The organism is Mesorhizobium sp. P171375 (assembly GCF_057786075.1).
This window is the reverse complement of sequence record NZ_JBYNWF010000001.1, coordinates 1,535,258-1,561,553: the sequence shown is the minus strand read 5'-3', so window position 1 is coordinate 1,561,553 and position 26,296 is coordinate 1,535,258. Positions and strand designations below refer to the sequence as shown.

General features: G+C 63.3%; 27 protein-coding genes. 12 read left to right on the top strand and 15 right to left on the bottom strand.

The annotated features are described in order from the left end of the window. Positions 1-35: 35 nt before the first annotated feature. Entirely contained in the window at positions 36-965 is a 930-nt protein-coding gene (locus ACYHH6_RS07645; protein ID WP_352582144.1) for a haloalkane dehalogenase, read from the bottom strand. Then, positions 962-1,558 (bottom strand): TetR/AcrR family transcriptional regulator, encoded by a 597-nt coding sequence (locus ACYHH6_RS07640; protein ID WP_352582145.1) that lies wholly within the window; start codon positions 1,556-1,558, stop codon positions 962-964. Before ACYHH6_RS07640 ends, ACYHH6_RS07645 begins: the two co-directional genes overlap by 4 nt. Positions 1,559-1,658: 100 nt before the next feature. On the opposite strand from ACYHH6_RS07640, the gene ACYHH6_RS07635 reads away from it, so the two are divergent. Further along, on the top strand, positions 1,659-2,738 hold the full coding sequence (locus ACYHH6_RS07635; RefSeq protein WP_352583262.1) for an NAD(P)/FAD-dependent oxidoreductase: 1,080 nt from the start codon (positions 1,659-1,661) through the stop codon (positions 2,736-2,738). On the opposite strand, the gene ACYHH6_RS07630 is transcribed toward ACYHH6_RS07635, so the two are convergent. From ACYHH6_RS07630 to ACYHH6_RS07620, 3 genes are all read right to left on the bottom strand, one after another. Then, positions 2,732-4,105 carry an amidase gene (locus ACYHH6_RS07630; protein ID WP_352582146.1) on the bottom strand — a complete coding sequence of 458 codons (1,374 nt, stop codon included), beginning with the start codon at positions 4,103-4,105 and terminating at the stop codon, positions 2,732-2,734. The two genes, ACYHH6_RS07635 and ACYHH6_RS07630, sit on opposite strands and share 7 nt — an antisense overlap. A 134-nt stretch (positions 4,106-4,239) precedes the next feature. After that, a complete protein-coding gene (locus ACYHH6_RS07625) occupies positions 4,240-5,034 on the bottom strand; it encodes a class II glutamine amidotransferase (RefSeq protein ID WP_352582148.1) in 795 nt (264 codons plus the stop codon). A gap of 126 nt (positions 5,035-5,160) precedes the next feature. Beyond that, on the bottom strand, positions 5,161-5,415 hold the full coding sequence (locus tag ACYHH6_RS07620; RefSeq protein ID WP_112560713.1) for a DUF6356 family protein: 255 nt from the start codon (positions 5,413-5,415) through the stop codon (positions 5,161-5,163). Positions 5,416-5,530: 115 nt separating this feature from the next. Between ACYHH6_RS07620 and ACYHH6_RS07615 the strand changes: the two genes are divergently transcribed. The 6 genes from ACYHH6_RS07615 (at position 5,531) to ACYHH6_RS07590 (ending at position 10,049) form a co-directional block, all read left to right on the top strand. Further along, entirely contained in the window at positions 5,531-6,001 is a 471-nt protein-coding gene (locus ACYHH6_RS07615) for an Lrp/AsnC family transcriptional regulator (protein ID WP_352582149.1), read from the top strand. Between the two features lie 86 nt (positions 6,002-6,087). Beyond that, entirely contained in the window at positions 6,088-6,573 is a 486-nt protein-coding gene (dut, locus tag ACYHH6_RS07610) for a dUTP diphosphatase (RefSeq protein WP_112560621.1), read from the top strand. Next, the gene (locus tag ACYHH6_RS07605) at positions 6,574-7,233 is read left to right on the top strand and encodes an HAD family hydrolase (RefSeq protein ID WP_352582151.1); all 660 of its coding nucleotides are present in this window, start codon (positions 6,574-6,576) and stop codon (positions 7,231-7,233) included. Positions 7,234-7,306: 73 nt separating this feature from the next. Beyond that, on the top strand, positions 7,307-8,161 hold the full coding sequence (locus ACYHH6_RS07600; protein WP_352582153.1) for a hypothetical protein: 855 nt from the start codon (positions 7,307-7,309) through the stop codon (positions 8,159-8,161). Positions 8,162-8,239: 78 nt separating this feature from the next. Then, positions 8,240-9,043 (top strand): isocitrate lyase/PEP mutase family protein, encoded by an 804-nt coding sequence (locus ACYHH6_RS07595; protein ID WP_352582155.1) that lies wholly within the window; start codon positions 8,240-8,242, stop codon positions 9,041-9,043. Between the two features lie 7 nt (positions 9,044-9,050). After that, positions 9,051-10,049 (top strand): proline racemase family protein, encoded by a 999-nt coding sequence (locus ACYHH6_RS07590; protein ID WP_352582157.1) that lies wholly within the window; start codon positions 9,051-9,053, stop codon positions 10,047-10,049. 5 nt (positions 10,050-10,054) lie between these two features. Here the strand turns inward: ACYHH6_RS07590 and ACYHH6_RS07585 are convergent, their stop codons facing one another. Together ACYHH6_RS07585 and ACYHH6_RS07580 are read right to left on the bottom strand one after the other, a co-directional pair. Next, a complete protein-coding gene (locus ACYHH6_RS07585; protein ID WP_352582159.1) occupies positions 10,055-10,756 on the bottom strand; it encodes a sulfate transporter family protein in 702 nt (233 codons plus the stop codon). A 97-nt stretch (positions 10,757-10,853) separates the two neighbouring features. Beyond that, the gene (locus ACYHH6_RS07580; protein ID WP_352582161.1) at positions 10,854-11,756 is read right to left on the bottom strand and encodes a DMT family transporter; all 903 of its coding nucleotides are present in this window, start codon (positions 11,754-11,756) and stop codon (positions 10,854-10,856) included. A gap of 307 nt (positions 11,757-12,063) precedes the next feature. Between ACYHH6_RS07580 and ACYHH6_RS07575 the strand changes: the two genes are divergently transcribed. Next, positions 12,064-13,056 carry an adenosine kinase gene (locus ACYHH6_RS07575; protein WP_352582162.1) on the top strand — a complete coding sequence of 331 codons (993 nt, stop codon included), beginning with the start codon at positions 12,064-12,066 and terminating at the stop codon, positions 13,054-13,056. Positions 13,057-13,152: 96 nt separating this feature from the next. Here ACYHH6_RS07575 and ACYHH6_RS07570 read toward each other — a convergent pair whose 3' ends face one another. Further along, the gene (locus ACYHH6_RS07570) at positions 13,153-14,232 is read right to left on the bottom strand and encodes a diguanylate cyclase domain-containing protein (protein WP_352582164.1); all 1,080 of its coding nucleotides are present in this window, start codon (positions 14,230-14,232) and stop codon (positions 13,153-13,155) included. Between the two features lie 207 nt (positions 14,233-14,439). Continuing rightward, positions 14,440-16,719 (bottom strand): NADP-dependent malic enzyme, encoded by a 2,280-nt coding sequence (locus ACYHH6_RS07565; RefSeq protein WP_352582166.1) that lies wholly within the window; start codon positions 16,717-16,719, stop codon positions 14,440-14,442. 258 nt (positions 16,720-16,977) lie between these two features. Here ACYHH6_RS07565 and mutS point away from each other — a divergent pair, with 258 nt between their 5' ends. Next, positions 16,978-19,707 (top strand): DNA mismatch repair protein MutS, encoded by a 2,730-nt coding sequence (gene mutS, locus ACYHH6_RS07560; protein WP_352582168.1) that lies wholly within the window; start codon positions 16,978-16,980, stop codon positions 19,705-19,707. Here the strand turns inward: mutS and ACYHH6_RS07555 are convergent, their stop codons facing one another. Continuing rightward, the gene (locus tag ACYHH6_RS07555; RefSeq protein WP_488500417.1) at positions 19,708-20,355 is read right to left on the bottom strand and encodes a methyltransferase family protein; all 648 of its coding nucleotides are present in this window, start codon (positions 20,353-20,355) and stop codon (positions 19,708-19,710) included. It lies immediately after the preceding gene. A 13-nt stretch (positions 20,356-20,368) separates the two neighbouring features. Further along, positions 20,369-21,082: a DUF3313 domain-containing protein gene (locus ACYHH6_RS07550; protein WP_435053178.1), complete on the bottom strand. Its 714-nt coding sequence runs from the start codon at positions 21,080-21,082 to the stop codon at positions 20,369-20,371. 368 nt (positions 21,083-21,450) lie between these two features. Between ACYHH6_RS07550 and ACYHH6_RS07545 the strand changes: the two genes are divergently transcribed. From ACYHH6_RS07545 to ACYHH6_RS07535, 3 genes are all read left to right on the top strand, one after another. Continuing rightward, entirely contained in the window at positions 21,451-22,041 is a 591-nt protein-coding gene (locus tag ACYHH6_RS07545) for a TetR/AcrR family transcriptional regulator (protein WP_352582174.1), read from the top strand. A 103-nt stretch (positions 22,042-22,144) separates the two neighbouring features. After that, positions 22,145-22,609 (top strand): nuclear transport factor 2 family protein, encoded by a 465-nt coding sequence (locus ACYHH6_RS07540; RefSeq protein ID WP_352582176.1) that lies wholly within the window; start codon positions 22,145-22,147, stop codon positions 22,607-22,609. Positions 22,610-22,617: 8 nt separating this feature from the next. After that, positions 22,618-23,193 carry a TetR/AcrR family transcriptional regulator gene (locus ACYHH6_RS07535; protein ID WP_352582178.1) on the top strand — a complete coding sequence of 192 codons (576 nt, stop codon included), beginning with the start codon at positions 22,618-22,620 and terminating at the stop codon, positions 23,191-23,193. Here the strand turns inward: ACYHH6_RS07535 and ACYHH6_RS07530 are convergent. The 4 genes from ACYHH6_RS07530 to copM form a co-directional block, all read right to left on the bottom strand. Beyond that, entirely contained in the window at positions 23,190-23,999 is an 810-nt protein-coding gene (locus ACYHH6_RS07530; protein WP_352582180.1) for an MBL fold metallo-hydrolase, read from the bottom strand. The genes ACYHH6_RS07535 and ACYHH6_RS07530 overlap by 4 nt on opposite strands. Before the next feature lies 1 nt (position 24,000). Next, positions 24,001-24,846 carry an aldo/keto reductase gene (locus ACYHH6_RS07525; RefSeq protein WP_352582182.1) on the bottom strand — a complete coding sequence of 282 codons (846 nt, stop codon included), beginning with the start codon at positions 24,844-24,846 and terminating at the stop codon, positions 24,001-24,003. A 97-nt stretch (positions 24,847-24,943) separates the two neighbouring features. Further along, the gene (locus ACYHH6_RS07520; protein WP_352582184.1) at positions 24,944-25,723 is read right to left on the bottom strand and encodes a hypothetical protein; all 780 of its coding nucleotides are present in this window, start codon (positions 25,721-25,723) and stop codon (positions 24,944-24,946) included. Positions 25,724-25,875: 152 nt separating this feature from the next. After that, positions 25,876-26,268: a CopM family metallochaperone gene (copM, locus tag ACYHH6_RS07515; protein WP_352582186.1), complete on the bottom strand. Its 393-nt coding sequence runs from the start codon at positions 26,266-26,268 to the stop codon at positions 25,876-25,878. Positions 26,269-26,296 lie beyond the last annotated feature (28 nt).

The window sequence follows — 26,296 nt, the reverse complement described above, 5'->3', positions numbered from 1 at the left end:
GACCGGTGCGGCGGCGCGGACGCCGCCGTATTGCTTCAGGCCAACTCGCTCATGCGGCTCGCCCGAACGACCTCGGGAAGCCAGCCGGCAATGGCGTGGCCAATCGCATCGGCATGGTCTTCCTGCAAATAGTGCGCGCCAGGCCCGAGATTGATGAACCGGCAGTTTTTCAGCCCGGCCGCGAATTCGCGTGCAGCCTGCGGCGCGATCAGCGCGCCGGGATCGCCAGCAAACAGGAGTTTCGGGTAGGTGGACAGTCGCAACGCGCGATGGTCGTGCTCGCTGATGGCGGCAACGTCGGCGGGCTGGCCCTCGATCGGCAATTCCCTGGGTAAACGCAGCACGGGTTTGCGCGATTGCGGCGTCGGGAACGGCGCCCGGTAGGCAGCCATCTCCTCGTCGCTCATTGTGCGCAACACCGAGGCCGGCAGCACCTTTTCGACGAAGACATTGTCGTCCAGGACCAGTTTTTCGCCGACACCGGGCGTGCGCAGGGCCTTGAACAGCTCGCGGGCCTGCGGGCGCTGGTGAAAATCCTCCCAGCGCTCGAAAGGCCGGATGAACTCCATGAAGGCGAGGCCCAGAATGCGCTGCGGCCGCCATGCCGCGAGATGGAAGGCCAGTGCCGTGCCCCAGTCCTGCGCGACAACCACCACATCCCTGATGTCGAGCGCCTCGAGGAAGGCGTCGAGATAGCGGACGTGATCGAAGAAGCGATAGTCGATATCGGGCTTGCCGGACTGACCGTAGCCGATCAGGTCCGGCGCGACGCAACGGCCAAACGGCGCGATATGCGGGATAATGTTGCGCCAGATGTGGGATGAGGTCGGGTTGCCGTGCAGGAACAGAACGGTAGGACCGGATGCGCCAACCTCGACATAGGAAATGGTCGAATCGAGCACCGCGATCTGCGAACGTCGCGCTGCGGCGACGCCAGCTTGAGGCAGGTCGGTTTTCGAACTCATGGGGTCGTCTCCTTTGCGAACACTGTGCTGAAGATGATTTTCTTGAACCGGTCGAGCGGTGCGGGGCTGCGCTCGACCTTCATGCGCAGCATGGCGCCCTGCCAGGACGACAGCAGGAAATCGGCTAGGTCCCCAGGATCGAATGCGTTGGTGATGTCGCCGGTTGCCTGGCCCTCGGCGATGCAGGCCGTGAAGGGCTGGCGCCAGCATTCGAAAATAGCGACCAGCCGCAGCCTGAGCGGCTCGCTGTGAACAGCTGTCTCCAGGCTGAGATTGCCGATCATGCAGCCGCGCGCCCAGTCATGCGCCTCAAGCTTAGAGGTGATGACATCGAGGTAGCGTCGCAGCCTGCCTGTGGGAGGCGTGCCATCCCGCGCCAGCGCCGCTTCGACCAGCCCGCTGACATAGGCGAAATACCGCTCCAGCACCTCGCCGGCGAACTCCTCCTTGGAGGCAAAATGGTTGGTGAAGGAGCCCGGCCGAGCATCGGCCGCGGCAACGATGTCGCGAACGCCGGCTGCGGCATAGCCGGAATTCCAGATGGTCTGGAAGCCAGCATCGAGGAGTTTTTCGCGAAGTGATAGTCTAGCCATGGCGAAATAATACGTACGTACGTATTTATGTCAAGCACGCAAGTTTGCATTGGCAAAAGCCACCACAAAATGGCAGGTGGGAGAACTCATCGTCAACAGGATGGAGAATAGCGTGGCGAAGCAAGTCGTCGTCATCGGCGCGGGCATTATCGGCGCTTCGATCGCCTGGCATCTGACAAAGGCCGGCGCACGAGTAACCATCGTTTCCGAGAGCGGCGCCGGTGGCGTCGCCACACCCAATTCCTTTGCGTGGATCAATGCCAGCTGGGGCAATCCCGAGGTGTATTTCCGGCTGCGAACCCGCGCCATGGCCGAGTGGAAACGGCTGGCAAACGAGTTGCCCGGCCTGCCGCTCGCCTGGTGCGGCGGGCTGTGTTGGGATCTGCCTGCCGACAGGCTCGAAGCCTACGCGGCCGAGCACTCATCATGGGGCTACGGCATCGAACGCGTTGACGCTAAGCGGGCGGCGCAAATCGAGCCCAACCTGGTCGAGCCTCCCGAATTCGCTGTCTATGTCGCTGAGGAAGGCGTGGCCGAACCGGTTGCGGCGGCCAAAGCGCTGCTGGCCGATGCGGAACGGCACGGCGCGAAAATCACAACGGAAGCCGTTACTGCCCTGATGCATTCCAACGGCAAGGTCTTCGGCGTAGAGATTTCCGGCCAGCGGATTGCCGCCGACGAGGTGGTGATCGCGGCCGGCACCGGCGCCTCGACCATTGCTGCCACCGCCGGCATCAAACTGCCGATCGAGACGCCGCCTGGTCTGATTGTGCACTCGCGGCCATACAAAAAGCTGCTCAACGGGCTGCTGCATGCCGAAAAGCTGCATATGCGCCAGACCGCCGAGGGTCGCATCATCGCCGGCTCGGATTTCGCGGGCGGCGATCCTGGCGACAACCCTGACGCCACGGCGCGCGAACTGTTTGCGGCAGCGAAGGCAGCCTTGCGCGGCGCCGACGGGCTGGAGCTTGATTTCCACACGGTCGGTTACCGGCCGACGCCGACCGATGGCTTTCCGATCGTCAGCCGCGCCGAGGGCATGGATGGCCTTTACGTCGCGGTCATGCATTCGGGCATCACGCTGGCGCCGGCGGTTGGACTTTTCGCCACACGCGAAATCCTCGATGGCGAGCGCGACCCGCTGCTGGCGCCCTACGGGCTGGAGCGTTTCGCTCAATAGCCCGGCGGCCGGCGAAAGCCACCGGTGAGCGGTTCGATTGCTCTGGCGATACCGAGCAGCCGCGCTTCCGACCAGCGCGCGCCAACCAGCTGCAGGCCAATGGGCAGGCCGTCGCGGTCCTGCCCGCAAGGCAGCGAAAGGGCCGGATGGCCTGAGTAATTGAAGACCGCGCCATAGGCCGGCAGCATCCAGTAGCTTTGCTCTTTGCCGTCGACCTTGATCGATGTGCCGGGTTCGCAATGCGGAAAGGCCGTGGTCATGGCGACCGGGAACAGCAAGGCATCGCAATTTTCGAAGAACCTGTCCCAGGCGAGGATGGACCTGTCACGGCGGGCGAGCGCCTCGAACCAGCGCGCGACCGGAGTCGGCTGTTCAGGCGGTTCGGGTTGCGCGGCCTCCAGCATCATGCCGATCAGCGCGCCGCCCTGCTCGAGATCGTTATGCAGGTCGAGCTTCGGTAGTTTTGCCGGCTCGACAATCGCACCCGCCGCCTGAAGCCGCTTCGCCAGAGTGTCGATGGCAGCGTCGATCTCGCTGGCCACAGGAAACCCGGGAATGGACGGCGCCACAGTGATGCGCAATGTCTTGAGATTGATTTTTGGCATGGCTTCGACCGGCACCGGCGCGAGGTCGGTGTCCGCACCATCCGAGCCAGCGATGATCTTGTAGATCAGCGCCAGATCGTCCACCGAGCGGGCCAGCGGGCCGAGGCAGGACATCAGCCGCACGCTACGCGCGACACCGCCCGGATCGGGAAAGGCGCCGGCCAGCGACACACGGTGCTCGGTCGGCTTCAGGCCATAGACGCCGCAGAAAGCGGCAGGCAGGCGGATCGAATCCTGCATGTCGGTGCCGACATCGAACGGCGTCATCCCGGTCGCCACCGCTGCCGCGGCGCCACCGCTCGAGCCACCGGCGGTGCGGTCGAGGTTCCATGGATTGCTGGTGCGGCCGAACAGCGGATTGTCCGACTGCCAGTCGCCCAGCATGGTTGCGACATTGGTCTTGGCCGTGAGAATGCCGCCGGCAGCCTTCAATCGGGCAACGACCGAGCTGTCCTGCCGTGCCACATAGTCGGCGAAAGGCGGAAAGCCGACCGTGGTCTTCATATCAGCCGTTTCGTGCATGTCCTTCAAGGTGAAGGGCACACCATGCAACGGACCGAGCACGTCGCCGCGCGCCAACGCCGCGTCGGCCTCTTTTGCGCGCTCACGAGCCCCTTCACGGTCGAGATTTATGACGGCGTTGACAGCTTCGTTGTGCCGGTCGATCTGCGCCAAATGCGCGTCAAACGCTTCGACGGCGGATATTTTTCGCGCAGCGATTGCGGCGGCAAGGTCGGTGGTCGAGGAGAAGACGAGGTCCATGACGAATGCTCCGGCTGCTGTCCCGCTATGACGGCTTGAAGCCAAGTTCAGCATTCGAGGATAGGTAGCGCTTGATCGGAATTGCGCTAGCCGGTTCGGTCGAGGGGGCGCGAAGGAATGCGGCCTAGGTTGGCTTAGACGACCAGCGCCAACCTTGCCGACGCCGGAACAAACGGCCGAATCGCCATGCCATCACCTGTAATGGTGACGAAACTCGCCGGCGGGATGGCTTGCCAGTCGCCGCCTTCGCGGTCGAAGGGTTCGGACACGATGCAACGGCCGCCATTGCGAACCGAAGTGTAGAGCGTCGGTGCGTGGGCGTCGCTGGCGTAGCGCACGGCATAAAGCGCATGCCCATCGGAAAAGGCGGCGGTGAGCTTCAAGGCCAGTTCCAGACCCGCGCGGCGTGAAGCCTCGATGACGCGGGCGGTGGCGCGCGACACGGCACCTTGCGGGTCACTGGTGAGATCCTCGTCGATCATCAGCAGGAAAAACAGTTCGGAATCGGTGGTGCCTTCGCGCTGGTCGAAGACGGCATCGGAAAGCGAATTTTCCAGCGCGCGGCGGATTTTCTCGAAGCCGCCGATCTGGCCGTTGTGCATGAACGACCAGTTGCCGGAGATGAAGGGATGGCAGTTCATGCGGCTGGTGGCGCCACCGGTCGATGCCCTGACATGGGCGAGGAACAGGCCGGATTTGATCTGCCGGCACAGGCTTTTCAGATTGGGGTCCGACCAGGCCGGCAGGATGTCGCGGTAAAGGCCGGGCTCGGGCCGCTCGCCATACCAGGCAAGACCGAAGCCGTCGCCATTGGTCGGCGACTTGGCTTCCTGGGCGCAATGGCTCTGGGCAATCAGCGAATGACAGGGCGCGGTGACGATGTCTTCGAGGAAGACTGCTTCACCAAGATAGGCCGCCCATCGGCACATCGCTTTGACCGTTCCTAGAGCATGATGCCGAAAAGTGTGAAGCGGTTTTCGGACGACATCATGCTTTATCTCTGATTTAGAGACGGATTCAGATTTCAGGTCGACTCGACCTGAAATCATCCGGCTCTAGGCGCGATCCAAGAGAGCCTGGGGCTCTTTGACCGCGTGTGAGCCTCTGTTGTGCGTCCGCTCATAGAGTTCGCGAACGATTCGGCTTGCCGTAGTCTCGAAGAGAAATGGCAAGAAAGCGTGAACAAGCGCGGCTCCGGCAGCCATCAGGAGGCGCGAGGAGAACCAGGCGGCAAAAGCCATGTGGCTGAAATAGGTTTCGCCGACCTTGGCCGGGTGCGAGGTGAAAAGCTTCGAAAACAGCGTCGTCATGGTGATCCCTCCAGCCGGGATAAGCCCCGATGCTGGGTATCTTGCCACAGGGGAAAGGTTCATCGGTCTCAATTTGTCCTTGCATAACGCTGCAGTTCGGGACATTCATCCCAACATGGCGCTTGAATTCGATGAAATAGACCGAAGATTGCTGGCCGAGCTGCAACGCGACGGCACGCTGTCGGTCGACCAGCTCTCGGAAAAAGTATCGCTGTCGCGCAACGCCTGCTGGCGGCGGGTCAAGCGGATGGAAGAGGACGGCGTCATTACCGGCCGGGTGGCGTTGGTCGATGCCGACAAGCTCGGGCTCGGGCTTTCGGTGTTCATCCTGATCCGCACCTCCAATCATGATCCGGATTGGCTGCAGAAATTTCGCGCTGCGGTGACCGGTTTTCCCGAGATTACCGGGGTCTACCGCATGTCCGGCGACCTCGATTATGTCGTACGGGCGCGCGTTGCCGATGTGAAAGCCTATGACCGGCTCTACCAGCGGCTGATCGCCAAGGTGGCGCTGTCGGATGTTTCGGCCTCCTTCGTCATGGAAGAGATCAAGGAGACGACGGTCGTGCCCGTGGAATTGCGCTGAGGTCATCGTGACGCCGCAAAGAAAGCCGTTGATAGCGTGGCGGGCGAGTTGACCGAATCGCGGTTCGCGCCGATAGGATCGATTTTATGCGCGCAGCCCTCCACACCTCCTCCGTCATTGGTCCCACTGTCGGCTTCGTTCGGTTGCCGCATGGTGAAGGGCTTCCCCTCCCCGCCTATGAAAGCACCGGTGCCGCCGGCATGGATTTGCGCGCCGCGGTCCCGGATGACCGGCCGCTGCTGATCCTGCCGGGCAAGCGCGCCTTGGTGCCAACCGGGCTGATCCTGGAGATACCCGAGGGGATGGAAGGCCAGGTGCGGCCGCGTTCCGGCCTTGCCTTCAAGCACGGGCTGACCGTCCTCAATTCACCGGGCACGGTCGACAGCGATTATCGCGGCGAGGTCAAGGTGCTGCTGGTCAACCTTGGCGACGAGGATTTCGCGGTGACGCGCGGCATGCGCATTGCCCAGATCGTCTTTGCCACGGTGACACAGGCGACGGTCGAGGAGCGCAGCCTCGCCGGCGGCACAGCGCGCGGCGCGGGCGGCTTCGGATCGACCGGCACCGCCTGAATGAGCATACCAAAACTGGTCATCTTCGACTGCGACGGGATCCTCGTCGACACCGAGAACCTTGCCAACCGACGGCTTGCCGAGTGGCTGACTGCTGCCGGTTATCCCACCACATTCGAATATTGCCGCAAGCATTTCTCCGGCCGCAGCATGATCTCAGTGCAGAAAGAGATCGAAGCTTCGACCGAAGTCAGGCTTGGCGCCGATTTCGTCGATCGCTGGAACGCCGGTCTGCCGGATCTGTTCTCGCACGGCGTCGAGGCGATCCCTTACGTCCGCGACTTCATCGAAGTGGTGCGCACGGCCGGCATCGCCTACTGCGTCGCCACGTCGGCACGCATCTCGAAGATGCACATCACGCTCGGCCAGACCGGACTGCTGCCGCTGTTCGAGCATGCAATGTTCTCCGCAACCATGGTCAGCCGCGGCAAGCCGTTCCCGGACCTGTTCCTGCATGCGGCCAAGACCATGGGTTTTGCGCCGGCCGACTGCATCGTCATCGAGGACAGCGTCGCCGGGACACAGGCCGGCGTTGCCGCCGGCATGCGCGTCTATTCCTATCATGGCGATCCCTATTCCGACCGCGATGGCCTGGCCGACGCCGGCGGCGTCTTGTTCGATGACATGCGCGCACTGGCGGGGCTGGTTCCGATCCACTGATGCGGGCATTTGCCAGGCTGGACGCTTTGGGAGGCTGTGCTACGGTCCGCGCGCCCGACACCCTGAGGCGCCCATGCCAACCAACCTGCTTCGCTTCATCCTCGCCCTAGTGTTGCTGCCATGGCTGTGGACGGCAGCGGGCGCGCAGGCCGTAAGCTTCCCGGAGTTCCGCAGCGCCGTCCCCGGCCATACGGATGTGACCTATCTTGATCTCGCCAGGATGGTCATCCCCGACCTCGCGGCGGACAGTAACGGCTTTTACCGGGGCGGATTGCCGATCGACGTGCGCCACATCGAGGGCCCGGATAGCGGCGGCTCGCCACCCGAAACGTCAGGCCTCTCCAACGCCGGCGTGCTTGCGGTCAAAGCCGGCGGCAAGGACCGGCTGGTGATGCTCTATGACCTCGGCGACTCTTCCGACAGCGCCGAAGGCTATGCCGTCCTGGCGCTCTACGACGTCACCGGAAAGCCGAAACTGCTCGACGCGGTCAATGTCGCCGTCGACCGCAGCACCTACTTTCGCGATCCGGGCAAGCTTTCCGTCGATGCAAACGATGACGTCCTCACCACCATGAGCACGCATTTCAATTCGAGCCAGGGCTATGTGATCACGCCGCTGATCATGGTGCAGGACGACAAGTTCGAACTGATCGACATGATCTACACATTTGATGAGAACCTATGCGCCTACAGCCGCAAGCAGGACGTTGCTTTCCAGACGATCGCTGACGGGCAGCCGTATGGCGCGATCAAGGTGACGGTCACCGACGCCACCGTGCCGAACGGTGAAAGCTGCGACGACCAGTCGCCCGAGCCTGAATCTCACGCGATTTCCGTCACCTATCACTGGGACAAGAAGACGTCGCACTACGTTAAGGATTCCGACGCGCTGGACAAATTGGCAGGAGAGAACGCCAAACGCTTCTGAGCCAACCGCATTCGTTTGCCCGGCGCAAATCGGCACGATAGAATCTAGCCGACATCTCCGCATCTGAAGGGAAGCACCATGGACAAGGGCAAGATCTTTCGCGACCTGCACGCCTCGACCTTCGTGATGCCCAATCCCTGGGACGTCGGCACGACCAAGCTTCTGGCGTCCTTCGGCTTCAAGGCGCTGGCGACGACCAGCGCCGGCTTTGCCTTTTCGCGTGGCCTGCCCGACGGTGCGATGACATTCGAGGCGATGATCCACCATTGCCGCGAGCTGACGGCGGCAACCAGCCTGCCTGTCTCGGCCGATCTCGAGAAGGGCAAGGGCGACAGCGCAACCAGTGCCGCCGAGACCATTTTCGCCGCAGAGGCCGCCGGCCTCGCCGGCTGCTCAATCGAGGACCATACGGGCGATCCCGACAAGCCGATCTACGATTTTGCGCATGCCGTCGAGCGCGTCGCGGCAGCCGCTGAAGCCGCACGCGCACTCAAGCGCGATTTCGTCTTCACCGCCCGGGCCGAGAATTTCCTGTGGGACAAGCCGGACCTCGACGACACGATCAAGCGGTTGCAGGCCTTCGAGAAGGCCGGCGCCGATGTGCTCTATGCGCCTGGCCTCAGTGATGTCGAAACGATCCGGAAAGTCTGCTCGGCGGTGAGCCGGCCGGTCAATGTCATGGCACTACCTGGTTTCACCATCGCCGACCTCGCCATGGCCGGGGTCAAGCGCATCTCGCTTGGGCCGTGGCTGACCAATTTCGCCTTCGGCATGCTAGAAACAGCGGCGCGCGAGATCCAGCAGGACGGCACGTTCGGCTTCACCAGCGCCGCCATGCCGTTCAGCAAGCTGCAGGCGCTGTTTGCCAAGTCCTCAGGCTAAGAAGGGCATGACGCTCACCGTCGTCGACATGCACACCGGCGGCGAGCCGCTCAGGATCATCACCAGCGGCTATCCCGATATCCCCAAGGGCACGATCCTGGAGAAGCGCGCCTATGTGCGCGACCATCTCGACCATTTGCGCAAGCTGCTGATCTTCGAGCCGCGCGGCCACTACGACATGTATGGCGCGCTGCTGGTGGAACCCTATTTGCCGGGTGCCGACCTCGCCGTGCTGTTCATGCACAATGAGGGCTATTCGACAATGTGCGGCCACGCCATCATCGCGCTCGGCCGCTATGCTGTCGACCAAGGCCTGGTGGCGAAACAAGAGCCAATCACGACCGTCAACATCGAGGCGCCATGCGGCCTGGTCGTGGCTTCGGTGGAAGTCAGGGACGGCAAGGCCGGCGCCGTGTCGTTTGAGAGCGTGCCGGCCTTCCTGTTTGCCCGCGACCAACAAATCGACTTGGCAGGATACGGCAAGATTATCTTCGACATCGCCTATGGCGGCGCCTTCTATGCGCTGGCCGATTGCCATCAATTCGCTCTGGAATTCGGCCGCAGCCGGGTGCGCGACTTCGTCGATGCGGCGACCGCGCTGACGGAGCGGCTGAAGGCGGAGTTCCCTCTATCGCATCCCGATCATCCCGATCTCGCTTTCCTTTACGGCACCATCCTGACCGACGGGGGCGATGCGTTTTCCGGCGAGGCGACGAAAAATGTCTGCGTCTTTGCCGATGCCGAGGTCGACCGTTCGCCGACCGGCTCCGGCGTCACCGCAAGGCTGGCGTCAATGCATGCCAAGGGCGCGATCGAGATTGGCCGGGAGCGGACCTTCGAAAGCATCGCCGGCTCGCGCTTCTCCGGCGCGGTGGCGCGCACGACCAAGGCCGGTCCGCATGACGCCATCATCGCCCGTGTCGGCGGCCGCGCCTATTATTCGGGGCGAGCCGAGTTCACTGTCGAGCCGGATGACGAATTGGGGCGCGGTTTTCTTCTGCGTTGAAAGGGCTATCGCCTGGCGCTCTCCCGCGCGCCGATCGCCTTGTGCAGGTGTACCATCATGGCGGCGGCGAAGAGCGGCGTCAAAAGGTTGAGCAGCGGCACGGCGAGGAAGGCAGTGATGAGCAGTCCGGCCAGAAACACCGTGCCGGCATATTTCCTGCGCAACACCCTCGCCTCGCCTTCCGGGCGAAAGCGCATGGCGGCGAATTCGAAGAATTCGCGGCCTAGCAGGTAGCCGTTGACGATGAAGAAGGCGGCAATGTTGATGCCCGGCACCAGCAGAAGCAGCAGGGCGACGATGTTGCCCAGGATGACGACGCCGAGGAACTTCACCGACAGCACCAGCGAGCGCAGCGCCGGCATGGCCCTGCCGGCCGGGTCGCCAGGAAAGTCGGTGCGCTCGACCACTTCGGCGATGTCGTCGAGAAACAGGCCGGCTACGATTGCCGTCACCGGCGCGATCAGCAATGCCATCCCGAAGGCAAGCGCGATGGCCGCGATGATGCCGCTCAGCCATCCGGCCCAGGACGGCAGGCCGGGCAACAGCGAGTGAACCCACGGCAGGGCCAGCCAATCGACAAGCCCGGTCAAGGCGAACCACAAAGCGACCAGCGCCAGCACGGTCAGTCCAAGTGTCTTCATGAAAACAGCGCGGAATTCGGGAGAGAACAGGCGGCTGAAGGCGGCGCGGGCAGCGTTGGAGATCACGACGTTTCCACCCCCGGGAACAAACTGATATCTCCGACATAGGCGGAGACCCGGTCAGCCGCAAGTCTGCTGGAGCGGACGCAATTTCGACCAGAAACTAGCGCGCCAGCGCCGGCGAACGGGCGGGGATGGTCATCGCCGCAACGCCAGCGACGACGCAGCCCATGCCCCAGAACGCCGTCGGCCCAAGGCTTTCGCCGAGGAACACGACGCCGATGCCGACGCCGATTGGCACGCGCAGATAGGCCTGTGACGTGGTGCCAACCGAACCGAGCGTGTGGATGAGGCGGAAGAAGATGCAGAAAGCCAGCGCCGTCGAAAAGACCGACAAGGCCAACAAGGCCAGGATCGACGCCGTCGACGGCGACAGCGTCCACGGGCGGTCAACCACCAGGCTCAAGGAGACGAGGATGACCGCGCCGCACAGCATCGAACCGGCGGCCGGCAGCATCGGGTCGAGTCCCCTAAAGCCGCGGCCGAAAATGGCGGCACCGGCATAGCAGACGGTCGCCGCGACAACCGCAAGCTGAGCCCACAACTGATGGCCGAGCCCGTCAAGCGCCTGGGTGCCGACGATCAGGCAAATGCCGGCAATGCCGGCGCCGACGCCGAACAGCTTGCGTGCGGTGACCTGCTCGTGGCGGGTGATGAGCGCGGTCAGCAGGAAGGTGAAGATCGGCGACGTCGCGTTGAGAATGGTGGCAAGGCCGGCATCGATGGAGCGCTCGGCGGCGGCGATCAGCGTGAACGGCACGACGCTGTTGAGGCAGGCCTGGACCATGAAACGCCACCAGGTCGCACCGTCCTTCGGCATGGCGAGGCCGCGCCAGCGGATCAGCGCGAGCAGGATGCCGCCGGCGATCAAGGTTCTGGCCGCTATGAAGGTGATCGGCGGGATCGTCTCGACACCGATCTTGATGAACGTATAGGACGCGCCCCACAGAGCGGCCAGCGCGCCAAGCAGCGCCAGTTCGGTGGTCATGTCGGTCTTCGCTTGCATGTCTGTGAGCGCCTTCAGCTGCTGTGATCGAAGTCCCTCTAGTCCGCTGAGGGGAGGAAATGCTTCGATGACGACACAACTGTAGCCGCACATCACGGCAGTGCGCATGGTCCAGTTCGATTTGACGGCTAGGCAAAACCCTTCCAAATCGAGAGCCTGATCCGTCCCGATTACATCGGGACGGGGCTCTATTTTTGTTTGACCATGATCTTGTCCGAAAACCGGGTTCCACTTTTCGGGATCATGGTCTAGACCCGCGCCCGGCCGGCGTGGCAGAAAGCCGGCAGATTCCAAGGCGGAGACATTGATGCCGGATTATGACGTGCTTTGCATCGGCAATGCCATTGTCGACATCATCGCCCAGTGCGACGACGCTTTTCTCGAAACCAACGGCATCATCAAGGGTGCGATGAACCTCATCGACACCAGGCGCGCCGAGCTGCTCTACAGCCGCATGGGCCCGGCGATCGAGGCCTCCGGCGGCAGCGCCGGCAACACGGCGGCGGGCGTCGCCAGTTTCGGCGGCCGCGCCGCCTTCTTCGGCAAGGTGTCGAACGATCCGCTCGGCGAAATCTATGCCCATGACATCCATGCCCAGGGCGTTGCTTTCGACACCAAGCCGCTCGAAGGCCAGCCGCCGACGGCGCGCTCGATGATCTTCGTCACCCCCGACGGTGAGCGTTCGATGAACACCTATCTCGGCGCCTGCGTCGAACTCGGGCCGGAAGACGTCGAGGCCGACAAGGCATCCGGCGCCAAGGTGACCTATTTCGAGGGCTATCTGTGGGATCCGCCGCGCGCCAAGGAGGCGATCCGGCAGACGGCGAGGCTCGCACACGAGGCCGGACGCGAAGTGTCGATGACACTGTCGGATTCGTTCTGCGTCGACCGCTACCGGGACGAGTTCCTCGAGCTGATGCGTTCGGGCACCGTCGACATCGTCTTTGCCAACAGCCACGAGATCAAGTCGCTCTACCAGACCAAGTCCTTCGACGAGGCGCTGGAGGCCATCCGCAAGGACTGCAAGATTGCCGCCGTCACCCGCTCCGAAAAAGGTTCGGTGATCGTGCGCGGCGACGAGACCGTCACCATCCAGGCGACGACGATCCGCGAACTGGTCGACACCACCGGCGCCGGCGACCTCTACGCCGCCGGCTTCCTCTACGGCTACACGGCCGGGCGCAGCCTGAAGGATTGCGGCGATCTCGGCTCGCTCGCTGCCGGGCTGGTGATCCAGCAGCTCGGGCCGCGACCGCGGCAGAACTTGCGCAGCGCGGCCCAACTGGCCGGGTTGCTGTAGGGGCGTCTTTCCTTCTCCCTTTGCGGGAGAAGGTGGATCGGCGCAGCGCCCAGCCGGATGAGGGGTGCCGCCGGATCGGGCTGTCCGGCGCTGCGCTCAGGCGGTGCGGCGAAGGTCGTCGGACGTAGGCCCGGGTTCCAACGCTTCGGTGGTGACCAGCCGGTCGCGACCGTTTTTCTTGCCGATGTACATGAGCCGGTCGGCGAGCGCGACCAGCGTGTCCGGATCGGCAGCCTCCGTCGGATAGATCGCAACGCCGACAGTGCAGCCGACATGTATGTCGCCACCCGGAGCGGGAACCTTGATGCGCAGCCGCTCAAGCACGCGCTCCGCAACGCGCACGGCCTTCTCCCTGGCCTGCTCCGCGTTCCCCGAAAACAGGAAGGCGAACTCGTCGCCGCCAAGGCGTGCAACGAAATCAGCGCTGCGCAGGGTGGCGCGAAGCTTGTCCGCCACGCGCTGCAGCAACGCATCGCCGGCCTCGTGGCCGAGCGTGTCGTTGACCTCCTTGAAGCGGTCGAGGTCGATGAACAGAAGGCCCGCCGCGTCGCCGGAGCCGGCGCAACGGTCGATCACCGATTTCAGCTCGTTGTGGAAGGCGCGCCGGTTGGGCAGGTCGGTCAACGCGTCGTGGTTGGCCGAATGGTCGCTCTGCTGCTTGGCGAGCTCGATCTCGCGCTTTTGCGCGGAGAGCTCCTCATTGGCGGCCTTCAGCTCCAAAAGCAGCTCGGCGTTGAGATCCTCGACGACCTTGCGGTCGCTAATGTCGACGACGAAGCCTTCCAGGAATTCCAGTTCGCCGGCCTCGTCCCAGACGCCGCCGCCGATCTCGCGGACCCAGAGCGGCTCGCCGACCTGCGGCACGATGCGGTAGTCGACGTTCCAGTTGCAGCGCGCCTCGAGCGCGGTGTCGACGGCGGCATAGACGGCGGCAAGATCATCCGGATGGATGGCCGAGACGTAGTCGCGCACCGCGTTGTGGATGAAGTCGCTCGGCCGATAACCGCTGACGGTGAAAATGCCGTCGCTGATATAGAGCATGGTGTAGGACGCATCGTTGCGGCAACGGTAGAGATAACCGTCCATGCGGCCGGTGATGCTGAGCAGCGCGTCCAGCCGCTCGTCGTGGTAGACCCCCTGGCCAACCGCGGATGCAGAAACCCCGTCATGCTTCATGGCCGCACCCCCGTTAGCGGTCTAAGCGCGCCGTAGATGCCGTGGCGGCAAGTCGGCGAGAGGGGTTTTATATCAGCTGAATATTATCAATCTCTTATGGGGTGGCGCGAATAGGCCATCGGTGCAAGCGTTCGGCGACACGAGCCGCTGCCAACGCCAGCGACTCTGCCCAAGCAGAAAAAGACAGTCCGCGGCTCGGACCGCTCGTCAAGTCCCCGCCGTATACGCGGCAATCGCCGCCATGTTGACAATGTCACTGTCCTTGGCGTTCAGCGAGACGATCTGCACCGGTTTGTTCAAGCCGACCAGTAGCGGGCCGATGACGGTGGAGCCGCCGAGCTCCTGCAGCATCTTGGTCGAGATCGAGGCCGAGTGGAACGCCGGCATGATCAGCACGTTGGCCGGGCCGGTCAGCCGGATGAACGGATACTGCGCCATGGCGCGGGCGTTGAGCGCGACGTCGGCGGCCATCTCGCCATCATACTCGAAATCGACGCGGCGCTTGTCGAGGATGCGCACCGCTTCCTGCACGCGCTCGGAGCGTTCGCCTTGCGGATGGCCGAAGGTCGAATAGGCCAGCATGGCGAGCCGCGGTTCGTAACCCATGCGGCGGGCGAAGCCTGCCGCCTCCTCGGCGATGTCGGCGATCTGCTCGGCGTTGGGCATGTCGTGCACGGCGGTGTCGGCGACGAGCACGGTCTTGCCCCGCGCCAGCACGATCGACACGCCGATGACGCGATGGCCCGGCTTGGCGTCGATGATGCGGCGGATGTCATCGAGCGCGGTCGAATAATTGCGGGTCACCCCGGTGACGATGCCGTCGGCATCGCCCAGCGCCACCATGCAGGCGGCAAAGTGGTTGCGATCGTTGTTGATCAGGCGCTGGCAGTCGCGAAACAGGAAGCCTTTGCGCTGCATGCGCTCATAGAGAAAGTCGGTGTAGATGCCGTTGCGGCGCGACAGGCGGGCATTGATGATCTCGATGCCTTGCTTGTTCAAGTCGATGCCGGCGTGCCTGGCATTCTCCTTGATGACATCGTCGCGGCCGAGCAGGATTGCCGTGCCGAGCTTCTGGTTTACATAGGAGACGGCGGCTCGCATCACCTGTTCCTCCTCGCCCTCGGCAAAGACGATGCGCTTGGGTTGGCGCCGGACGCGATCGTAGATGCGCTGCAAGGTGGAGGCGATCGGGTCGCGGCGGGCCGAAAGCTCCTGCGCGTAGCGGTCGAGATCGAGGATCGGCTTGCGGGCGACGCCTGACTCCATCGCCGCCTTGGCCACGGCGAGCGGAATGGCCGAGATCAGGCGCGGATCGAACGGCACCGGGATGATGTAGTTGGGGCCGAATTTCGGCCGGTTGCCCTGATAGGCGGCGGCGACATCGTCGGGCACGTCCTTACGCGCCAACTCGGCCAGTGCGCGGGCGGCGGCGATCTTCATGTCCTCATTGATGGTGGTGGCCCTGACATCCAGCGCACCGCGGAAGATGTAAGGGAAACCCAGCACATTGTTGACCTGGTTTGGATAATCAGAACGCCCGGTGGCCATGATGGCGTCGGTGCGGATCTCGGCCACTTCCTCCGGCGTGATTTCCGGGTCGGGATTGGCCATGGCGAAGATGATCGGGTTCTTGGCCATCGACTGCACCATCTTGGTGGTCAACGCGCCCTTGGCCGACAGGCCGAGGAAGACATCGGCGCCATCAAGCGCTTCGGCCAGGCTGCGCGCCTCGGTCTTCACCGCATGCGCCGACTTCCACTGGTTCATGCCCTCCGTGCGGCCCTGGAAGACCACGCCTTTGGTGTCGCACAGAATGATGTTTTCCGGCGCAAAGCCCATCGCCTTCATCAGCTCGATGCAGGCGATGCCGGCGGCACCCGCGCCGTTGCAGACCATTTTCGTGGTCTTCATGTCGCGGCCGGTGATCTCCAGCGCGTTGATCAGTCCGGCGGCGGAGATGATGGCGGTGCCGTGCTGGTCGTCGTGGAAGACCGGGATGTCCATCAGTTCGCGCAGCCGCTGCTCGATGATGAAGCATTCCGGCGCCTTGATGTCCTCGAGGTTGATGCCGCCGAAGGACGGTCCGAGGAAACGCACGCAATTGATGAATTCGTCGGCATCCTCGGTGTCGACCTCGAGATCGATGGAATCGACATCGGCGAAGCGCTTGAACAGCACCGCCTTGCCCTCCATGACCGGCTTGGAGGCCAATGCGCCGAGATTGCCGAGGCCGAGAATGGCGGTGCCGTTGGAGATGACGGCGACCATGTTGCCGCGCGTCGTGTAATCGAAGGCGCGGCTGGGGTCCTCGGCGATGGCCAGGACCGGAACCGCGACGCCAGGCGAATAGGCGAGGCTCAAATCGCGCTGCGTGGCCATCGGCTTGGTGGCGACGACCTCCAGCTTGCCGGGGCGGCCCATGGCGTGGAATTCCAGCGCCTCCTGGGCGCTGACGGACGGGCCGCTGTTTTCGGTTTTCTTGGCCATGATGCTTTTGATTTCCTCGCCGGTGCCGGACCCTTGAGACGGGTGCGTGTTTTTGACCTTCCGGATTAAGGCTACACGCCACCGCTGTAAACCGCCAAGCGATCTTCACACCCGGCCGGGCTAAATCTCTCGAACTCGGGCAACGTCGAGTTGGCGGCGGCACAGACTTGCCGCAAGCCGTCGCTGAGGGCCCGGTCGTCCCCTGCTTTTCGAGCCGCCGGCATTAAACCCCGCATCCACATCTGCTAGCGTGCCGGCATGAACATGCACACTTCCGCAGAAACCGACGCCCCCGAGGTGACACCGTCGGCGCCCGCCTCCGGCAGCGTCACGCCGATGATGGAACAGTATATCGAGATCAAGGCGGCGAACCCGGATTCGCTGCTGTTCTACCGCATGGGCGATTTCTACGAGCTGTTCTTCGACGATGCCGAGAAGGCGAGCCGGGCGCTGGGCATCGTTTTGACCAAGCGCGGCAAGCATCAGGGCCATGACATTCCTATGTGCGGCGTGCCGGTGCATGCGGCCGATGACTATCTTCAGAAACTGATCGGCCAGGGTTTTCGTGTTGCCGTCTGCGAGCAGATCGAGGACCCGGCGGAAGCGAGGAAGCGCGGCGGCAAATCGGTGGTGCGCCGCGACGTGGTGCGGCTGGTCACGCCCGGCACCATCACCGAGGACAAACTGCTGGCGCCATCGGAATCAAGCTTCCTGATGGCGCTGGGACGGGTGAAGGGCAGCGGCAGCGAACACGCCTTTGCACTCGCCTGGATCGAGATATCGACCGGTGTCTTCCGCGTCGCCGAAACCACGGCCGACCGGCTGCTGGCCGATGTCTTCCGCGTCGACCCGCGCGAGCTGATCGTTGCCGAGCCGGTGTTTTACGATCCCGAGCTGAAGCCGGTGTTCGACGTCATCGGCCGCGTCGCCAGTCCGCAGCCGCCGTCGCTGTTCGATTCGGCGTCGGCCGCGGGCAGGATCGCGCGTTTCTTCGAGGTGGCGACACCCGACAGTTTCGGCGCCTTCTCGCGCGCCGAACTGTCGGCGATTTCCGGCACCATTGCCTATGTCGAAAAGACGCAGAAGGCTGAGCGACCGCCGCTGTCGCGCCCCGAGCGGGAGGAGCAGGGCTCGACGCTGTTCATCGATCCGGCGACGCGCGGTAATCTGGAGTTGCTGCGCACGCTGTCCGGCAGCCGCGACGGCTCGCTGTTCAAGGCGATCGACCGCACGGTGACCGGCGGCGGCGCGAGATTGCTGGCCGACCGGCTGATGGCGCCGCTGACCGATCCGGCGGCGATTGCTGCCAGGCTCGATTCGGTGTCGTTCTTCCGTGCGGAGACTCAGGTTTGCCAGGCGGTACGGTCAAGCCTGAAGGGCGTCGCCGATATGCCGCGGGCGCTGTCGCGGCTGGCGCTCAACCGTGGCGGCCCGCGCGACCTCGGCGCGCTGCGCGCCGGTTTCGAGGCGGCGGGCGCGATCGCCGAAATCTTCGCGACCACCACTTTGCCACATGAATTGGCGGAAGCCCTTGCTGCTATTCAAGCGTTGCCTGGATCGCTGGCCCAGCATTTGACCCAGGCGCTCGGCGAGGAACTGCCGCTGCTCCGACGCGACGGCGGCTTCGTGCGCGGCGGCTACCATGCCGAACTCGACGAGATGCGGGCCTTGCGCGACGAATCACGCAAGGTCATAGCCGGGCTGGAGCGCTCGCTGATCGAGGAGACCGGCATCCGCTCGCTAAAAATCCGGCACAACAATGTGCTGGGCTATTACATCGAGGTGACCGCCAACCACCACTCGATCATGACCGGCAGCGACGGCGCCAAGGCGCGCTTCATCCATCGCCAGACCATGGCCAACGCCATGCGCTTCACGACGACCGAGCTTGCAGAGCTCGAGACCAAGATCGCCAATGCCGCCGACCGGGCCCTGAGCATCGAGCTTACCGCCTTCGACACGCTGACGGCCGAGGCGGTCGGCGAGGCGCAAAAAATCCGCGCCGGCGCCGACGCGCTCGCCGTGCTCGACGTGTCGGCAGCCCTTGCGCTATTGTCGGAGAGCGAAGCCTGGTGCCGGCCGCTGGTCGACTCCAGCCTTGCCTTCGACATCTCGGGCGGACGCCATCCAGTGGTGGAACAGGCGCTGCGGCGTTCAGGCGAAGGGCCGTTCGTCGCCAATGATTGCGATCTGTCGCCGCAAGGCGGCGCCAAAGCCGGCGCCATCTGGCTCTTGACCGGCCCGAACATGGGCGGCAAGTCGACCTTCCTGCGGCAGAATGCGCTGATCGCAATCCTCGCCCAGACCGGCTCCTTTGTGCCGGCAACGTCAGCCCATATCGGCGTTGTCGACCGGCTGTTCTCGCGCGTCGGTGCCTCGGACGATCTGGCGCGCGGTCGCTCGACCTTCATGGTCGAAATGGTCGAGACGGCGGCGATCCTGAACCAGGCCGGCGAACGAGCACTGGTGATCCTGGATGAAATCGGCCGCGGCACCGCGACGTTCGATGGCCTGTCGATTGCCTGGGCGGCGGTCGAGTACCTGCACGAAAAGAACCGCTGCCGGGCGATCTTTGCCACCCATTTCCATGAGATGACGGCGCTGTCCGGCAAACTGCCGCGCCTCTCCAATGTCACCATGCGGGTCAAGGAATGGGAAGGCGACGTGGTCTTCCTGCACGAGGTCGGCAAGGGTGCCGCCGACCGTTCCTACGGCGTGCAAGTGGCCCGCTTGGCCGGACTGCCGGAAGCGGTGGTCGGTCGCGCCAAAGAGGTGCTGCACCAGTTGGAAGAAGGCGAGGTTTCGGGCAAGGCCAACCGGCTTGTAGACGATCTGCCGCTGTTTTCGGTGGCGGCGAGGCGGGAAGCGCCCAAGCCGGCGAAGAGCGATGCTCTGGGCGCTGCAATCGGCGAGATCAACCCCGACGAGATGACGCCGCGCGAGGCGCTGGAGGCGCTCTACCGGCTGAAGGGGCTGGCGGGCCGGTAGTTAAAGCAACCGGAAGATCGGCGTCACCAGCCTTGCCGACTGGAGCCAGCCGAGCAATTCGACCGCCAGTATCGCCACAAGGAAGTAAGAGCTGTCGATAGCGGTCCGCTTCAGCGCCACTGAGTCGAACGTGACGGAAGACGGATCCAAGATGCCGTCGTAATCGCGCCGCAGACGGGGAAAGAAGGCCGGCACGCTTCGACGATAGCGCCGAAAGGCCTCGCCAAAGATCGCATCCAGAGCGACTGCTTCGCGCGTCCCGACATAGGAGAAGACCAGCCAGGTGAAGGCAAAGAGAAACGCCGAAAGGATCAGCGACCCGAATGTCAGCCCAACGCCAGCCAGTCCAAGGGCCGAGAAGAAATAGAGGGGGTTGCGCGTATAGGCATAGGGGCCGGTTGTGACGAGTTCACAGTTCTTGCGTCCGCCAACATATAGCGATGCCCAACAGCGGCCGCCGATACAGATGAGGACCAGCACGGTACCTACAAATTCCAGCATCTCGCGAGAGGTGCTGCCTTGCGGCCACCCGCTCTCCGCAAGCAGGGCCGGCGCCAGGACAACGGGAGCAATCAGCCAAAGGAAGCGCATCCTTCTGCCTTGTTGAAAAGCCGTTGGGGAAAGCGGCATTGGGGACTTTTTCCGCATTTGCGTCACCGCCTCAGTCATTGCGCACCGGGGCGCCCTTGTCGGTCCAAGCCGGCGGCAATCCCATCCGATCGCCGACGAAGCCGAGCAGTCCGGGCGATTTTCCGAATGCCTTGCAGGCCGGATATTTCGGCCCGCCGCCGAACATGGCGCGCAGCTTCGCCTTGGTCGGGAGCGACGGCAGCTTGGCGAACGGCGTCTTGCCGGTGACCAGGAGCTTGCCGAAATCGTCGCCGAACTTCGCCGCCAGGTTGTAGGCGTCGCCCTCGCGGGCGACCCGGCCGGAATCCAACAAGGCGTTCGCGCCGCGCCCCCAGATCATCGCCGCCGCCTGTTTGCCGTTGTCACCAATCGCTTCGGCTTCGAGTGACAGGCTGCCCAATCCGATCGGCAGACGAGGAACCGGAACCCGCATATCAGGCAGTGCGACGGAAACCGCCGTCGAGGCAACTTTCGAAACGCCGACCGCCAAAGCGTTCGTCGGCGTCACGTGCGTCACCATGGCATGGACCGTCAAGTCGGCGGGCTCGGTCAGATCGACCATCCGGAAGCGCTGGCTCAAGCCCGAGCAGAGCGTCCTGTCGACGGCGTTGGTGACAAGGCTGCGCTGCGCTTGGGACAGTGTCGATTTCCCGGCGGCGGGTTGCGAAAAGCCCGTCGGAATGATCCGAACGGTTTTTGCCGCAAGCACGTCGTCCTTGCTAACCCGCATTAGTGAGCGGGCCAACAAACCGTCCGACGGTTTCAACTCGTCATAGGATTGCAGTGAGCCTACCTGATCCAGGGGTGCTGCCGCGCAGCCAACTGCGAGCAGGCTCAAGGTCAGCACAAACGGCCATATTATGCGGCGGTCCGCGCGGCATGCGCGCGGATCGCCCGAACCACGACTGATGTGAGCCTCGCGACAGGAACGCAAGCAAGCTGCCATGGATGCCTCTGCATGGGTACGCCCGGCGGGGCGTGTGTGGGGAGCGTCAATAATTGCACTCAGTGCAATAAATTGATGGCACCATTATGGCGAGGTGTGATGACGGGGCTTGAATGTGCACCAAATTTCTTGTCGCATTTGAGGAACGGTCATGGCAGGAGCGCTCCATGAACGATGCGCCAAAATCAGAAGGCCTGCGCGAGCGGAAGCGGCGAGAAACGTCCCACCGCATCGCCGAAGCCGGCCTTAACGCTTTCCTGGCCAATGGCTACGACGCGACGACGCTTGACGAGATAGCTGCAGCCGCCCGCATCTCGCGCCGAACGTTCTTCCATTATTTCAAAAGCAAGGACGAGGTTCTGTTTGCGTCTTTGAGCCACTACGCAAGCGTGGTCAAAGCATCGGTTCTTGCCGAGCCACCAACCGGAATGGCAATCGACATCGCCCGTGACGCATTGCTCAATCTTGTCGGCAGCTTCCAGGGTGCAGAAATGATGGCGACGGCCAAGGTCATGCGGGAAAGCAAGACGCTGCGCTCGCGCAGGCACACGGGCTACCTGCAGTTCGAGCAAGCCATCTTCGATGGCTTATGCGAGTTGCGGCCGGACCAGGCACGCAACAGTCTGCGACTGGTCTCCCTGGTGGCAGTCGCCGCGTTTCGCCTAGCCGTCGAAACATTTCAGCAGCAAAACGCCAGGCAGCCGCTGACCGGATATGTCCGGGATGCCTTTGAAACGCTGAAAGCCGAGGTTCGATAAGTCCAGCCACGTGAGGCCGTCGCAAAGGACACAGCTGTGTTGACTAATTGTACCGATCGGTACAATGTCGGTTATCGAGGATCGAAACCGACAGGAGATTTCCATGAGCCGTCCGCCCTTGCCGCCATTCACGGCCGAAACGGCAGCGCAGAAGGCGCGCCTTGCGGAGGACGCCTGGAACAGCCGCGACCCCGAGCGGGTTTCGCTCGCCTATACCGAGGACAGCACCTGGCGCAACCGCGCCGAGTTTGTTTCCGGCAGAAGCGAGATCGTCGGCTTCCTCAAGCGCAAATGGGCGCGCGAGCTGGACTATCGACTCATCAAGGAAGTGTGGACCTGGAACGACAACCGCATCGCGGTGCGCTTTGCCTATGAATGGCGCGACGACAGCGGCCACTGGTTCCGCTCCTACGGCAACGAGAACTGGGAATTCGACGAAGCCGGGCTGATGCGCCGCCGTGTCGCCAGCATCAACGACCTGCCGATCACTGAGGCCGATCGCAAATACCACTGGCCGCTCGGCCGCCGGCCCGACGACCATCCGGGCCTGACCGAACTCGGGCTGTAAAGTCGCTAATGCGGCGCATCGCACCCGACCGCGACCAGTTGCTGGCGATGGTGGCTGAGGTCTTTCGCGAACACGGCTATGAGGGCGCGAGCATCGCGCTGATCGGCGCGGCGACGGGGCTGGGCAAGGGAAGCCTTTACCACTTCTTCCCCGGCGGCAAGGAAGAGATGGCAGGGGCCGTCATCGCCCATATCGACGGCTGGTTCGAGGACAATGTCTTCGCACCCTTGCGCGACGGCACCGATCCGCGAGCCGGGATCGAGCATATGTTCGAGGCGACCGACAGCTATTTCCGCTCGGGGCGCCGGGTGTGCCTTATCGGCGCCTTCGCGCTGGAGGAATCGCGCGACCTCTTCGCTAGCCAGATCAGGAACTATTTCGGCCGCTGGGTCGGGCACCTCGCCGATGCGCTGGCGCGAGACGGGCACGGAACGACCGAGGCGGCCGAGCTTGCCGAAGAAGCCGTCGCCGCCATCCAGGGCGCGCTCACGCTTGCCCGCGCCGTCGACGATGCCGGCATGTTTTCGCGCGCGCTGCGTAGGACGCGCATGCGGTTGGGGCTGACAGCAGGCGACGATATCTAGACAGGTTCGAAGCGGAAGCCTGTCTCGGTTCGAAAAACCCGGCCGACTCCCGGTGAATCGAGATGCGCTCCCGCAACGAAGCAGGCGTTGTCGGCGGCAAGGGCCAACAGTCGCAATCGGCTTGCGCGCGCCTGCTCCCGGTCGGCGTCGAATTCCCAGGCGATCTCCGGGCGATCGAACTGAAGCGACGGCACATGCACGGTGTCGCCCCAAATCAACAGTGTTTCGCCGGCGCTCGTCACGCGAAAGCACGTGTGCCCGACTTCATGGCCGGCGGCGGCGATGGTCTCGATGTTCGCGCCCAGACGCTGTCCGGCGTCGAAAGGCTGTGCTCGGTCGTGGAAGCGTTCCAGCCTCGCCACTTCCCGGAACATGTCGAGTTCAGCTCGCGGTACAAGCAGACGAGAGAGTTGCGGGAAGCCGTCGCCACCATCGGCAAGGATCAGCCCGTGGATATGGTCGAGATGGGTATGGGTGAAAGCAACGGTCCGTATCCGCCCAGTGACGATCTTCGCCTCGCGCAGCGCCTCGGGCAGATGCCCCATTGTCGAGTGCCAGGCGTTCGAGGAGCCGGTGTCGATGAGCGTGATGTCGTTGCCGTCATCTATGGCAAACGCGTTGACCGGTAGCCTGAGCGCACCGTCGACGAGTGATACCGGCGACGGCAGGTCATCGCCGAATGCAATGTCTCCCGGCTGGCGCAGTCGCCTTACCGGCATGTCGACATAGCCGTCACGCAGCGACGTGACCGTTATATCGCCGATTTTGTACGCGGTGTGACGAGGCCCGGTCGAAATCCGTTCCAATCTAGATCATCTCCAGCCCGCGCTTGCGGGTCGGCGGCGGGAAGGCGCGGTCGAGCTCGGCGAGGTCTTCACTTGTGAGCTTGATGTCGAGCGCGGCGACATTCTGGCGGACGTGCTCCTGGCTGCTGGCCTTCGGAATGGCGATGACGCCTGGCTGGGCCATCACCCAGGCAAGCGCGATCTGTGCTGCGGTGGCGTTGTGGCGGGCGGCGATGGCCTCCAGCCTGGAATTGCGGGCCAAGGCCCCCTGCTCGACCGGCGAATAAGCCATGATCGGGATGCCGCGTTGCCGGCTCCATGGCGCGAGATCGAATTCGGGGCCGCGCCGCGACAGATTGTAGAGCACCTGATTGGTCTGGACATGATCTCCAGACGACAGCCCGGTCAGTTCCTCCATCTCGTCGGTGTCGAAATTGCTGACGCCCCAATGGCGGATCTTGCCGGCCTTTTTCAATGCCTCGAAAGCCTCGACTGTTTCAGACAGAGGCACGCTGCCCGGCCAGTGCAGGAGATAGAGATCGATGCGGTCGGTGCGCAGGCGCTTCAGGCTGTTTTCGCAGGCCCGCGCCACGCCGCTTCGCGAGGCATTGGACGGCAGCACTTTCGAAACGAGAAACAGCTCGTCGCGGCGCCCGGCAATAGCCTCGGCCACCACCTCCTCGGCGCCGCCGCTGGCATACATTTCGGCGGTGTCGATCAGCGTCATGCCGAGGTCCAGCCCGAGCTTCAGGGCATCGACCTCACCGGCGCGGCGCCGGGCATCCTCGCCCATCTTCCACGTGCCCTGTCCCAGCACCTGGACGGCTTCGCCCGAAGGTAGCGTGGTGGTTCTGATTTTAGATGACATGGCCAGCTCCGTGTGAAGTCAGATCGCAGCATAGCCGCGGCGGGAAATCCAGACTGAAGCTCCTCGTCTTCGCCCGGCAATTGTTCGACAAAGCCCGCTATGCGGCCGATGCAGTTGAATGGTGGAGGATCAGATAGACCACTCCACTTACCATCGCACTCGCGAGTGCCGCCGCTGAATAGGTGACAGCAATGCCAAGGTTGTCCAGCCAGACTGCCACCACGGCGAAGAACGCGGCAAACGAAAACGAGCCAGTGATCACCCCTCGAACAAGATTTGATGCAGCACCCGCTCCCATCTGATGGTGAGTAAAAACGCTCAGGATCAGAACGAAAACCGGAAATGGCGCAAGCAGGCCGCTTAGCTTTGCGCCGACATGCCCTGTCAAGAATGTGATCAGAAGCACGAAGGCAGCTGATACCAACATCCGCAGAGTGAGATCAAAACGGATCGTAACCTTTGCAGCGGCGTCAATGTTCACAGGCTTCAATATGGCCATGAAAAGCAAGATCGCTGCCAGAAGCAACCCCAATCCGGATGCGACAGTCCATTCGAATTCATTCCAGATCAATGTCGCTGTAAAAAACGCGCCTGCGCTGCACAGAACGGTCATGGCCACATTGAGCCGCTTTGCCAGCAGCGCATAGGTAAAACAGAAGATGCAGGTCGAAACCTGGCCGACGAAATTTGCCACCGCTGCGTGCTGCGCAAACGATGCGCCATGCTCCAGCGCCGTAAAAACCGAGATCGGTCCGGTTATCAGCGGAACGCCCATAAGCATTCCGCCTACAGCGGGGCCGTATTTGCGGCTCAGCAGCGTAAGGCAAAGGATAAGAACCGGCGCAGTGGCAAGCTTAAAGGCCAGGATCACGGGCAAGATGGCAACTGCCTGGCACTATCCATCATTCGGGCCCTCTTGCCACATTTCTTCGACGCCTCGACCGTCTTGACGACATGCCGGAGTCGTCGCCGGCACTATAGCGAGCGACAGACATCCGGAAAGGATATTCCGCCGCGGCCGCCGATACCCTACTTCACCGGATGGGCGGCGAGCCAGCCCTGCATCTGCTTGATCTCGGCTTCCTGGGCAGCGATGACGCCTTCGGCCAGCTTGCGGATCTCCGGATCCTTGCCATTGGCGAGTTCCACCTTGGCCATGTCGATTGCGCCCTGATGATGCGGGATCATGCCGCGCACGAAATCGACATCGGCATTGCCGGAATATTCGGAGGCCATCATGTCGGCATGCATCTTGTCCATCGCCGCCTTGTAGCCTTCGGTCGACGGACTGGTCGCGTCTGTCGCCATCGCGCCCATGTCATGTTTCATCTCCTCGGACTGCGCCGGGACGCTTTCGAGGAAAACGGCAAGCAGCATCCCCGCCGCCATCAGCAAAAGCACGATCTTTTTAGCCAAGGTCATCCATGATCTCCTGTTGATTGGATTTCGT